Origin of the sequence: Subtercola sp. PAMC28395 (assembly GCF_018889995.1) — a bacterium.
In the GTDB taxonomy this organism is placed as follows: Bacteria; Actinomycetota; Actinomycetes; order Actinomycetales; family Microbacteriaceae; genus Subtercola.
Map to the genome: position 1 here is coordinate 2,435,494 of NZ_CP076547.1, position 12,620 is coordinate 2,448,113.

Consider the following 12,620-nt stretch of genomic DNA (forward strand, 5'->3'; position numbering starts at 1 on the left):
TCTCGATCTCACCGTGCTACCGGGAGGAGTCGGGCGCGGTGCCCTCGGCAGCGGATGCGGCACCAGTGGTTGTGGCACCGGTAGCGACGAGTTCTTCTGTCGCGCGGCGGCGGGCCTCTGCCTCGGTGTAGGCGGCCCAGGCAATAGCATTCTTCTCGTCGCGCTTGCGACGGATGCGCAGGAACAGCCAGACGAGCAGCACGATCACGAGGATGATCACGAGCCACCACGGCATCGCGATGAGCACTGTGTCGCGGTTGACGGTGGTGAGCGGGCCCGGGTTCAGGGCTTCGGGATCGATCGTCGGGGCAAGGCTGATGTAGGGGTTGAGGTAGCCGAGCTGGGCGACGCCGGGGACCGTGACCGAAACGGTCCGTGTGCTACCGGGGAGCATCTCTTTGAGCTCGGTGCGTACCTGACCCGCCGCGGCGATGCCCAGGTAGGTGTTGACACCGACGACGGTGTTCGCACCGAGCGCCACGTTTCCGTTGTTCTTCACGGTGTAGGTGACGGTGGCCGCCCCATCGAACGGATTGAACTGCTGGTCGTAGCTCGCCGAGATGCTGCTGATGGTGAGCGCAGCCTGCAGGGCGCCTTCGACGCGGGCGTAGAGGCGCGTGGCGACTCGGCGGTCGACGAGAACCTGGCCGTCGGGGGTCAGTACAGAGATGACGATCCCTGCTGCATGGTCACCGGGCGAGGCGTCGGCCGGCACATCCAGTGTGAAGGGAACGATCTGCGTGGCTCCCGGGTCGAGAGGGATGGAGAGCTGTTTCGCTCCGTTGGCGAAGGAGACCCACTTGCCGGCATCGGCAGGGGTTGCATCGGTGTCGAGCAGGCCATACGAACCGTCGTCGGTGTTGTAGGCGTCTGTTGCGAAGACCTTCATGGTCTGAGGAACCGTACCGGTGTTCTTGACCTGGTAGAAGTCGTCGATGTGCTGGCCGGGCGCGAGTTGATAGCTGAATCGTGATCGATCGTCTGTCGCCTTGCCGTCAGAGGGTGCGCCAGAGATTCCAGCGGTGTCGTCGGCTCGCGCACTCGTGGCCGACTGGAATGAGACCATCAGTCCGGCGACGAACAGAGACGCGAAAGCGAACGCGAGAATGCGTTTGAGCAATGAGGGCAGGGCTGTGATAACGGGCACAGTACATTTATCCAAACTCAGTTGGCGGGAGTAGGTCGGGGAGCTGAACCGGAGGTGAACAAGGGGCGCCCAGCGGTTCTGCTGTCACCCCAAAAGGAGGGGCCGCTTGCGCGACCCCTCCCCTGGTTCAGTTCTGTGGAGCGGGTGTTACTTCGAAGCCAGCGTGACGGTGAGCTTCGCGGTGTAGGTACCAGCCGGCGTGTTGGCGGGAGCGACAAGCGTCAGTCCAGCGTCGAGGTCGGTTGCGGCGATCGCGGTGCCTGCGGCAGCGCTTGCGAACGGCGCCGGGTTGACGGCGGAGCCGGCGACCTGGGCTGCTGCGAGGGTGACGCCGGCAGGAAGCGTGGTGCCGGCTGCGGCCTTGGCCGCGACACCGAGCTGCTTCTTGTCGATCGTCTTGGTGTTGTCAGCCGTGTTGGTGAAGTTCGTGACCGAGGTGGTCAGGTCCCAACCCTTGGCGGTGACGACGCGGGTGTCCTGAACGGTGAACTTACCGAGGTCACCGGTCGAGGTCGAGAGCTGGTTGACCAGGGTCGCTGCACCAAGGGTGGTGGTGGAGCTGGCCGGCGCGACCAGGTTCAGGGTGCCATCCTGCGCGGCAATGGTGGTAGCCGACAGGTTCTGGTCGAAGGTACCGCTCGCGGGCGGCGGCGGGGTGACGACGCCCGTGACGTACGGGGTCCAGAGGCCGGTGCCGGCTTCGATGCTGATGGTCGTGTAGTACACAGCATTCGACGCGATGTTCACGCCGTTGTCCTTGGTGAACGCAACGCCGAGGCTGTAGTTTCCACCAGCGGACTTGACTGCCGCCTGGCCGGGGAGGCCGTTGATCATGGCGTCGAGCTCGCCTGCGGGGAGCAGCACGGTCTTGGCGGCAGGGTCAGCGAACGCGCTCGGTGCGAACGACGAGTACGAAGCGGGGGTCCGCTCGGTGCCGAGCGCGGTGACGAACACCTTGACGCCGGTGGCGTCGGCCGGGCCGGTGAAGTAGTTCGCGAAGTCGTTCACTGCACCGACGACCGGTGAACCGGAGACGTCGTCGCTGTAGTTGAGAACGGTACCCGCAACCACGGGTGCGCCGGTGCCGGAGTCGACGAGGTAGTAGGCACCTGTCGAGCCGACGGGAGCGGGCGGCACGCCGGGTGCTGCCTGGGCAGTCAGCGACGTCGCGCCGATGAGCGCGCCGGCGATGATGCCGACTGATGCCAAACGAATGGCATTCTTCTTGATCATTTCTAGCCTTTCAGAGGTGTTGAGAGTGAAGGGGGAACTAGGAGAGGTTTGCACGCTGGGTAGCGGTGGTCGACGGTGCGAGGAAGCCGAACTTCTTCTTCACGGCGCCGGCGGTTGCCGGGCTCGAGCCGAAGTTGGTGAGGCTCTTCGAAACGGTCGGGTTCACGAGCGAAGCCAGGCCGGCGTCGTACGTTGCGCTGGTCGAGTCGACGCGAGCGAACTCGACGACGATGTAGGTGTCGCGGCCGAACGTGGTGTTGGCGTAGAACGGAGCGTCAGGAACGAGCGCGGTGCCCGAACCGGTGAAGGCTACAACGCCGCCGATGGCGCCGAGCGAGACGCCCGAGCCCGCGATGGTGTTGGTGCCGGTGGCGCCGTTGGACTGGGCGATCCAGCTGGCAGCCGAGAAGGGAACGATCTGGATCGTGTTCGCGGCGGGGGTCAGCTGGGTGGCGTCGTTCTCCTGCAGGGTGGTGGTTGCAGCATCCGGAACACCGGCAGGTGCGTTGCCGACGCCGAGAGCGCCGACCCAGAACTTGCGGGTTCCCGAGCCATCCTGGGGAAGACGGGGAACAACGGTGACGCCACCGACGGAGGTGAGCGTTCCGTTGTAGAGCGAGGTCAGGTCAGCGGCGCTGAGGGTGTCGATGCCTGCAGCAGAGGTGACGCCGGCGCCGAACTTGTACGCGTACGAAACAGCGTCACGTGAGAACGGCACGTAGAGAAGCGGGCCCGTCGGGTTGGCCGAGGGGCCGCTTGATGAACGAGCGAGGTCGACCTGGCCCGTGATGGACTTGGTGAGACCGTTCTTGACCCAGTTGGCACCGTCGATGGAGCGGCTGAGAGCCTTGACTCCGTCGCCCGAACCCGAGGGGCGGCCGAAGGTCGGGCCAGCAGGCTTGACCTGGATGGCGTTCGAACCGAAGGCGTCGTAGGAACCGATCGAGGAACCCGAAGCGGTGACGCGAACGCTCGCGCCACTGATCGAGGTGCCGTTGGCCAGAGCGTTGACTGCATCCTGAAGGGTGTCGGAACCGACCAGCACGTAGCTGTTGGAGACAGGCTCCGCGTAAGCGGCGGGAGCGGAGAAAGCGATGCCGGCAACGGCGACGCCCAGAGCTGCTGCAACTGCAACAACCTTATTGATCTTCACTGTGGGGATTCCTTTCGGGAGGGTTAACCGAGCAACGGCAGGCGCAGTCGCATCGACTTGGTGCGAGCGGCGTCAATCGTTGCCGTCGTTCGCGGGTGCCAAGAATGTGGGGCATCATCGTCTTCTCCTGATGCGGGAGACGAAGGGAACAGCCAGCGCGAACCCGAGGCCGGCGATGATGCTCGCTGGCAGGGCTGCGGGGAGTGCTCCCGACGTGGGGTCGGCCGGGGTGGGGTCTCCGAGTAGTGGTTTTGCCGCGGCGCCAGTGGGCGCGGGGTCGGTCGGGGTCGAGACGGGCTGGGCAGCGACGGGCGCGACCTGCGAAGAAGAAGTGCCGGCCGACGAGCTCTGCACGGGTTTCGTCGTGGTCTGTGCTGCGGACGTCGCGGAGGGGCTGGGAGTCGGTGTCGCCGTGGTGGGCAGCGCCCCGCCGATCGTTGTCGCGGCAGCCAGCGCCTGGGTCTTCCAGGCGTCGGGGATCGGAGCATAGCCATCGGGAAGCTGGCCGAGCGCTGTACCAGAGACCTGTCCGGCACCCACCGCATACCGGATGAACGCGGCGTAGTCCTTGCGGATGGAGGTCGGGTCTGTGGCCGTCGGGTCCTTCATGCCTGCGTTCACCGCCGCATAGACGGGCATCGTCAGCGGGTATGCCGTCTGGGCAGCCTTGGCTGAGTCAGACGCAGGGTCGAATCCCACTACCTGGGCCTGTTTCGGGTCGGTCGTCATAGCTGCAGCGGCTGCCGTCAACGAGTCGGTCGTCGCAGTCACATAGTTGCCAGCCGGGTTACGGAGGGCCGCAGTGAACAGCTGGTACTTCGCGGCGGATGCTGAGCTCGTGATGCCGAGGACCTTCTGTAGGCCCGGCAGGTTTCGTGCCGCCTTGCTGTACTTCGGCGGTGGCCCCGGGTCATAGCTTCCGTAGTCCTGGCCGTCGCCTCTCAGCACGGCAAGGCCGCCTGCATCGAGGCTGTTTGTGTAAGGTCGCCAGGTCACGAGATTGAGAGCGGGTTCGGAGGCCGTGGCTGCTCGCTCGATGGGGCTGGGCTTCGGAAAACTGTCGGTGGGGAGCGCGAGTCCGACACCAGTCGGGTTGAGATCGGGGTTCGTGGATGCCCACGGGTTGACCTTCATGCCCCAGGGATCTGGTACGCCGTTCAGGAAGTCAACGGCGTCCTTGTCGCTCATGACGTACTTCCAGACAGCAGATGCCGCGTCGGAGTGCCCCAGAGGCTCGAGCATGTCTGCGATTGCCGCGTCGGCGATGCTCTGGCAACCCCACTCCGGGCCGTTGATCTCGATGAACTCTTTGTCCCACGTGATGTTCCTGGCGTTCGGGCCTGGGTTCGGCGGGCTCGTGTAGCCGACTTCAGACTTGTCGGCCCCGTTGGGCAGGGAGTCGTAGTAGGAATAGCTCAGAAGTTTTGCCACAAGGCGCGGTGTCAACTTGAGCTCCGTGAACGGCAGCTGGTTCTGGGACTTGTAGGCGGCCAGATCAGTGGCGGAGACGCCGGGGCACGTCGATTTCACACTCCTGTCGATGGCAAAGGCGATCGTGACACCACTCAGTGCAACGGGCGCGTAGGTCAGTGAATCGGTTCCATCGGTCTGAAGAGCGCTCGAGGTCAGCGCGAGAGGCTGGGGGTCGGTGCTGTTCGCGGCCGTGGCCGCGTCGGTTTCGGGCTGCCCGATGAGCGCATAGGTCGCTCCGCCTGCGGCGGTGCAGAGTTGTGGCTGCCACGATCGCACGGCACCTTCGATCAGCTGGCTTCCGGCCAGTTGCCTGACGGCCGAGCCGAGGGTGCAACGGAGCCCCACCGGCTGGAAGTCAAGCTTGACCGCCAGCTTGTGTTTCCACACGTTGAAGTCGAGCCCTGACTGCTTCGTTCCGACGACCGTCGACCCGGGATCATTTTGACCCCGCGGGAGGATGACAAGCCAGCACGGCGTTCCAGACACGACGCCTCCGGTCGTTACCGGGGTTCCACAGCCAAGACCGGAGGCCTGCGTGGCCGTCTGCATTTCGAACTTGATAGACCCGTCGCCGTTGGGCCCGGAACCGGCCCAGCTGACCTCGTTCGTCGTCAGCTTCGTGAAGTACTGGTTGTTGGCCGGGTCCGTGGCATTCGGCACGAACTTGCTGTCCTGGACGAGAGCTACAGTCTTTGTTGCATCATCGCCTGGATACGGTTTGAACGGCACAGACGTCATGCCTGAGGTGAAGTCGCCGGCAGGTACGGTGTATAACTTGTCTTCTGCCGCGGCAACGTCGCCGGGCTGGATATTCGTGTAGCGCGCCGCACCGGTGGTGCCGAAGCTCCCGTACTGGCATGTGGTCCGGTCGGGCTGCGAGGCGTCAAGAGGATCGTTGCCCCAGCACTGCATGACCTGGAGATAGTCGCCGCCTCCACTGCCGCCACCGGGAGGTGACGAGAGCTTGCCACCCGTCCAGCTCACCTTGATGCCCTGGGCCTGCAGGTCTTTCGTCTGCGAGACGGTCACCTTCAGATCAGGGAGGGGTGCGGTGCCTGATTTGTCCTGGTCAGCGACCGACACGGTGACTGCACTCGATACGGATGCCTGTGCTGACGTCGCTGGGATCACCACGCCACCCAGCGTCACGATCGCCCCGACGGCGATGCCGCCGATGATGCCAGAGAGCCCCGACTGAACGAGGGTTCGGCGCCGCGACTGGCAGTGACGGGGGGCTGAAGACAAGGCAAACTCCAAGCGGGAAACCAGCGGTTTCGAAGAGGAACGGCATAAAAGTAGGGGCGGAGAGTGTCGCCCAGATGAACGACGCGAGAACGAGTACCGCTTCGGAGATTTCACAATGGGGCGGGCGATCTGAAGCTTTGTGGCACACCGGAAGCACCCCCGACAGCACGTGCTCCTGGGGGTGTTTCAGCAGGGGCGAAAGGGCTACTTGCTCCGTTTCAGACGACGTGAGAGAAACGGCGGCAGAACGATCGCCAGCACCAGCAGCAGGCCGGCCACGATCATCACAATCTGTTGTGAGCCGAAGGCGCTGTCATCCAGCACGAGGGGTTTCGACGCAGCAACTGCGGCCCCCACTCCTGACGAACCGCTGACGATGGCGCCATTGGCGTCATACACGGCGGTGTTCGACGCAGCCGCGGCGGCAGCGGAATCCGTAGTGCCCGCGGCAGTGGAGCCGTCGGCCCCGGCGCCGGTGCTGGCTGCACCGCCAGCACCGGCCGTTGTTGCAGCCGCACTGGCGGTCGGGTCTGGTGTGACCGTGACCCCGGTGGAGCCGCCCTTGACCTTGGAACAGTCGATTCCTGCGGCGGGTCCACCCGGAATGCGCTTCACCTGTTCGGAGGCGGCGGAGACGAGGTTTGCGGGCAGCGGCGAATAGCCGAGTGCTGCGGCCTGCTGTTGCCCGTTGCACAGCACATACGTCACGAAGGCAGCGAGAGTCTTTCCCTTGTCATTGGTGAAGATACCCTTCGCCACGGTCGGGATGATCATGTACGAGTAGCTCGAAAGCGGATACGCAGCGGGGTCGGGGTTGACGTAGACGTCACTGAGGTCCTGTGTCAGGTCTGCATTGATCTTCGCTTTGCCGAGCGCGATCGCGACCGCGGAGGCCGTCGGTTCGGCATAGTTGCCCGCTGCATTCAGCACCTTCGCGACCGGAAACTTGGAGTTGAGCGCGTACGAGTACTCGACGTACGTGATCGCCCCTTCGCCGTAGCCCTGGCTCACATACCCGGCCACACCGAGCGAGCCGCTCTGGAACTTTGCGAAACTCGCGTTGGGGTACTGCGAGGTGAGCCCACAGCTGTCACCCGGCGCTTCGTTGACGAACGGGCACCACACATCGGAGTGCTGCTTCGCCATCCACAGTGTGAACTGCGCCGTCGAACCCGAGCCGTCGGAGCGTACGACGGGCACAATCGGCTTGTTGGGCATGGCCAAGCTCGGGTTCGTCGCCTGGATGGCGGGGTCGTTCCAGTTGGTGATGGCCCCGGTGAAGATCTTCGTGATGGTGGTGCCGTCGAGCTGCAGGTCGGTGACGCGCTTGCCACCGATGTTGAGGTTGTACATGAACGACGTGCCCCCGGCCACGATGGGCATGTAGGCGTAATCCGTGGCGTTCTCCGGAGCCGAACCGTCGACCGGCGCGGTCTGGAACGGGATCTCGCTCACCGCGAAGTCGACAGAGCCGTTGATGAAGTCTGTTCGCCCAGCAGACGAACCCGACGCCGAGTAGTTGACCGTGACGCCGAAGTTCGAGGCGAAGTCCTTGCGCCACTGGTCGAGCGCGTTCGACGACCACGTCGAACCACTGCCCGAGATGGGCACGTAGGTGTCGGCCGAGGCGCTCTGCGTCGTCACACCACCGACAGCGCTGACGAGCAGAACCGCGAAGGCCGAAGCCGCGGTGAAGAAACGAAGGAATCGGATGCGCGGCGTCACTGAGACGTCTCCTCGCTGTTGTTCGTGGTCACGTGGGTCGTGGGTGCTTGTGTGGGAGGTGCGGAGCTCGGGGGCGCAGGGGCCGCGGGCTGTGTGGCCTCGACGTTCTGGGCGAGGGCGTACTTCATGACGGTGATGCGCTGCAGGTCATCCGCTGACTGCTGGGCGACCCGGCGGCGCTGGCCGTCGGAGAGCTGCCCTGGGCCCTTGCCACCGATGAGGCGCGCAACGATGAACAGCAGAAGAACGAGCGAGATCAGCACGGCCGCCGTGCCGAACCCCCGCGCGATCATGGTGGGCTGGGGCGACTTGACGAAGTCGAACACCTGCAATGGCAGGGAGATCATCGGGCCCTCGAACGGGTTGAGGTTCATCACGGCCGTGATGCCCGAGGTGAGCAGCACGGGCGAGGTCTCGCCGATGCCTCGTGCAGTGCCCAGGATGACCGCGGTGACGAGGCCCGAACGTGCCGTCGGCAGCACGACCTCCCAGACTGTTCGCCAGCGGGTCGACCCGAGGGCGTAGGCGGCCTCGCGCAGGTTGCCCGGTACGAGCCGGAGCACGACATCGGAGGCGCGGATGATGATCGGCAGCATCATCACCGCGATGGCGATTGCGGCGGCGAACCCCGAGCGCTGGTGAGTGAAGAGCTGGATGACGGCGGCGTAGACGAACAGGCCGGCGACGATCGACGGCAGCGCAGTCATGGCGTCGGAGATGGTGCGCACGAAGCGGGCGAATTTGCCGCCGATCTCGTTGAGGAACACCGCTGTGGTGATACCGAGCGGAATCGTGATCAACAGAGCAATGGAGATCTGGATGAGCGTGCCCACGATTGCGTGAGCGATACCTCCCACGTCGAGACCGTCGAGCGGGCCGGCGAACTGCATCGTCTGGGTGAAGAAATTCATGTGCGGCAGGGCTTCGAGGCCGCGGCTCACCGTGAAGATGACGACGAAGACGAGCGCGCTGAACAGCACGGTGCCGGCGCTGATGAGCAGAACCGTGAGCACGCGGTCCTTGACCTCTTCACGGTCGGAGCGAAGAGAGACCAGCAGGATGTAGAAGCCGATGAAGGAGATGAAGGCCACGACGACCCAGCCGATGGGGCCGGTGAGCGGGGTGAACCAACCGAAGAGCAGGGTGGCCAGGGTGGGGCCGGCCACGAGGGCGCCGATGATGTTGAAACGTTCGTCGAGGGTCGCCTCCCGCAGGCGGCGGCGCGGTGCGGGCTCGGTGGGAGCGGCCTCGTGCACGTGGGGAGGAATGAAGGTCAGGCGCGGCCCAGAGTCGAGGTCTTCGTCGTTCTGGGTGCCCTCGCCGAAGCCGTCGTCGTCGGGGTCGCCCGAAACGGGCTTCTCGAAAGTGGTGATGGTGGTCATCTGCGCGCCTAACTCGTCTCAGCGCCGGAACGCGAGCGGGCCACGATCGACGATGCGGTGAAGTTGATGACCAGGGTGATGAGAAAGAGCACGAGGCCTGCGGCCATGAGGGCGGAGAGCCCGAACTGGGTTGCCTCTCCGTAGCGCAGAGCGATCAGGGCCGAGACCGAGTTGGTGCCGGTCTTCAGCACCTGCCAGTTGATCGAGAAGATCGGCGAGATGATGAGATACACCGCGATGGTCTCGCCGAGGGCGCGGCCGAGGCCGAGCATGACTCCCCCGATCATCCCGCCCCGCCCGAACGGGATGACGACCGTGCGGATCATGCCCCAGCGGGTGGAGCCCAGGGCGAAGGCTGCTTCGCGCTCGCCGATGGGGGCTTGCGAGAAGGCCTCGCGCATGACCGAGGTCTGGGTGGGCACGACCATGAGGCCGACCACGATGCCGGCGATGAAGGCCGAGGAGGTGAAGGCGCTCGCCTCGGTGAGGGTCTGGCCGCTGGAGGGGTCGGTCACGGCGAAGACGGGGATCCAGGCGAAGTAGGTCGAGATCCACTTCGATACCGGGATGACCGCCGACTGGAGGAAGAACAGACCCCAGAGGCCGAAGACCACGCTCGGCACGGCGGCCATGAGGTCGACCAGAGAGACCAGAAAGGAGCGGAGGCCGCCGCGCACGACCTCGGAGAGCAGCAGGGCGGTGCCGACGGCCAGGGGTACACCGACGCACATCGCGATGATGGCGATGGTGAACGTGCCGAAGATCACGGCGGCGATGCCGAACTGGTGGGTGTCGGGCGACCACTGCTGTTCGAACAGAAAGTTGATGCCCTGCACCTGGAGGGCGTCGCTGGCGCGCAGGGTGAGAAAGAGGCCGACGGCAAGCATGATGCCGACCGTGGTTGCGCCGGCGGTGAACGAGACGCCCTTGAAAACGGAGTCCGAGCGGGAGGGGCGCGACTTCAGCGACCGCTTGTGAACGCCGACCATGTTGATCGGGTCGGGGTTCACATGGGTGGGCGCGTCGTCGGAATCAGGTGGCAGCGGCGGTCGCAGTACTGACGGGTCGGGGCCGACCTCGTCGGCGATCACCCGCGCAACGGGGGTCTTCACGCTGGTCTTGTCGGTGAGCATGCTGTGCACGTCTGTCAACGAGTCGAACTTCTTTTCAGACACAGTGCACCTCCTCGTGGCATGCCTCGGGCAGGCTCCGCACCACAGGCCTGATAATCACCGGGCAAAGTAAACGCCCGGGGCCGGGAGGGTGAAGGAGGCATAAACGCGGCATGATCAGAAATCGGTCGGCACCCCCCAGTGAGAGGGTCATGCGTGCGGGGTGACTGACGGTGTCGGCGTGACCGTCTGGCTCGGCGTCGGGGCGGTTGTGGCAGGCGCCGTGGCGACGATCATGGTGACCGAGCTGCCGAGCCGCAGCGACGAGGTTTCGGCCGGTTGGGTTCCAGTCACCGTGCCGGGCACCGCTGAACCGGTCACCTGCGTCTGCACCACCACTGCGAAACCCGCCGACTGGATGCTCGCGATCGCGTCGCTCTGACCGAGCCCGGTCACGATCGGCACGGCGTTCGAGCCAGAGGCGACCACGACGTCGACCGCGCTGCCCGGCTCGACGCTCGTGCCCGCGGTGCGCGAAACGGAGAGTACGGTGTCGCCGGGCCGGTTGGAATCCTGCGAAGTGATACTCCCGAGGGTCAGGCCGGCAGCTGTGAGCGCCGCTCTCGCATCGGCGAGACTGAGCAAAAGCAGAGCGGGCGCGGCGACCTGCGCGGGGGTCGTGCTCGCGGCCGCGGTGACCACCGGCGTCTGGCTCGGCTCGGCGCTGGCGGTCGCAGACGGCGTTGCCGCATGACTTGCCGGGTTCGCCGAACCCGGCCCTGCTGCTGTCGACGAGCTCGGGTTCGACGTTGTGGCGAGCACCCAGGCCACGGCGATGACGGTCAGGGTGAGGATGATGCCGGCCCAGACGGCTCCCCCGCCCCGCTGGCGCCGGCCGGCGTAGACCGTCGGTGAGGCCGACGCCGCAGTGAGTTGGGTCGGCGTGAGCGCGGCGGCGGTCAGACTGGGCTCGGAGGCAGTGGACCGAGACTGCCCGGTGAACACGGGGCCGGATGCGGTCGGCTGGCGTGCAGCGGCCGTTTGCGCCGTACCGGGTGGGCCCGCGGGGCGGCGGGGTGCGAGCGGGGGTGAGGCGATCATCCGTGTCGTGGTGCCGGACGGCGGCAGCATGACCGTTCGCTGCGAATTCGGCCCGGTGTTTCGAACTTCGAGGAGCACAACGGCCTCACGCATGGCGGCGGCAGAGGGGTAGCGGCCGGCCGGGTCTTTGAGCAGCGCTTTGACGACCAGTCGGTCGATGGCACGGGGAATGCCGGAGTACAGCACGGACGGCACCGGCGGTGGCGAGTTCACGTGGGCGCGCATGACGGCCGACGTCGAGTCGCGCACGAACGGTGGGCGCCCGGTGAGCGCGAAATGAAGCACTGCGCCGACCTGGTAGATGTCGCCGCGTTCGTCGACCGCCTCGCCGAGAGCCTGTTCCGGCGACATGTAGTTGGCGCTGCCAAGCACCCCGAGAGCACCTAGCGGCGAGGTGTTCAGCTCGGTGGGTGGTTCTTCGTTGCCCGATGCTTCGACACTCGGGTCGCTGGGGCCCGGGCGAGTGCTCCGAAGAATGTCAGCGCCGAGAACGGGGCGCCCGGCCGCATCGGCGAGGCCGAAGTCGACCAACCGCACCGCCTCGGGGGTGAGAACGTTGTGCGCACCGGGTTCGACCATGATGTTGGCCGGCGACACGTCGCGGTGCATGAGCCCGACTGTGTGGGCCGCCTCCAGTGCGCGCAGTACGCCATCGGCAAGCGCCAGGCTGCTCGAGACGCTCAGCGGGCCGTTCAGTTCGACGAACTCGGCCAGCGTGATTCCCGGTGCGCGCTCCAGGGCGATCCACGCGAGCGGCTCGCCCTCGGGGTCGTGCACGCCGACGCCCAGAACGGCGACGATGTTCGGGTGCCGCAGATTCTCGGCCGCCCGTGCCTCGGTGAAGAACGCGTCGCGGGCTTCGGGCGAGCGCGAAAGGTGCGGGTGCAGGATCTTCAGCGCGACGTGGGTTTCGGCCGGCTCAGCTGCGGTGGCAGAATCCGCAGCAGTGACGTCGACAGCGTCGAAGACCGATGCCGAGCCGCCGCTTCCCAGCAGGTCGCCGAGCCTGAAGCGCCCGGAGATGAGTCCTTCTGTTGCGTGCTGCACGA

Annotated in this window: 8 protein-coding genes; all 8 read right to left on the reverse strand. The window is 65.8% G+C overall.

The genetic code is table 11. The annotated features are described in order from the left end of the window. Positions 1-16: 16 nt before the first annotated feature. Positions 17-1,147 carry a WxL protein peptidoglycan domain-containing protein gene (locus KPL76_RS11260; RefSeq protein WP_216333482.1) on the reverse strand — a complete coding sequence of 377 codons (1,131 nt, stop codon included), beginning with the start codon at positions 1,145-1,147 and terminating at the stop codon, positions 17-19. A 147-nt stretch (positions 1,148-1,294) separates the two neighbouring features. Then, positions 1,295-2,380 (reverse strand): hypothetical protein, encoded by a 1,086-nt coding sequence (locus KPL76_RS11265; RefSeq protein ID WP_216333484.1) that lies wholly within the window; start codon positions 2,378-2,380, stop codon positions 1,295-1,297. Positions 2,381-2,417: 37 nt separating this feature from the next. Then, positions 2,418-3,533: a hypothetical protein gene (locus KPL76_RS11270; protein WP_216333485.1), complete on the reverse strand. Its 1,116-nt coding sequence runs from the start codon at positions 3,531-3,533 to the stop codon at positions 2,418-2,420. Positions 3,534-3,647: 114 nt separating this feature from the next. Beyond that, the gene (locus KPL76_RS11275) at positions 3,648-6,251 is read right to left on the reverse strand and encodes a hypothetical protein (protein ID WP_216333487.1); all 2,604 of its coding nucleotides are present in this window, start codon (positions 6,249-6,251) and stop codon (positions 3,648-3,650) included. Between the two features lie 204 nt (positions 6,252-6,455). Further along, entirely contained in the window at positions 6,456-7,976 is a 1,521-nt protein-coding gene (gene pstS, locus KPL76_RS11280; protein ID WP_253202015.1) for a phosphate ABC transporter substrate-binding protein PstS, read from the reverse strand. Then, the gene (gene pstA / locus KPL76_RS11285) at positions 7,973-9,358 is read right to left on the reverse strand and encodes a phosphate ABC transporter permease PstA (protein WP_216333489.1); all 1,386 of its coding nucleotides are present in this window, start codon (positions 9,356-9,358) and stop codon (positions 7,973-7,975) included. Before pstA ends, pstS begins: the two co-directional genes overlap by 4 nt. A gap of 8 nt (positions 9,359-9,366) precedes the next feature. Next, the gene (gene pstC, locus KPL76_RS11290) at positions 9,367-10,533 is read right to left on the reverse strand and encodes a phosphate ABC transporter permease subunit PstC (protein WP_253202016.1); all 1,167 of its coding nucleotides are present in this window, start codon (positions 10,531-10,533) and stop codon (positions 9,367-9,369) included. A 147-nt stretch (positions 10,534-10,680) separates the two neighbouring features. Then, positions 10,681-12,618 carry a PASTA domain-containing protein gene (locus tag KPL76_RS11295; RefSeq protein WP_216333499.1) on the reverse strand — a complete coding sequence of 646 codons (1,938 nt, stop codon included), beginning with the start codon at positions 12,616-12,618 and terminating at the stop codon, positions 10,681-10,683. Positions 12,619-12,620 lie beyond the last annotated feature (2 nt).

What these genes read in the sequence shown, in the direction of transcription:
- KPL76_RS11265 (WP_216333484.1), bottom strand. Translation starts at nt 2,380, where the DNA reads ATGATCAAGAAGAATGCCATTCGTTTGGCATCAGTCGGCATCATCGCC.
- pstA (WP_216333489.1), bottom strand. Translation starts at nt 9,358, where the DNA reads ATGACCACCATCACCACTTTCGAGAAGCCCGTTTCGGGCGACCCCGAC.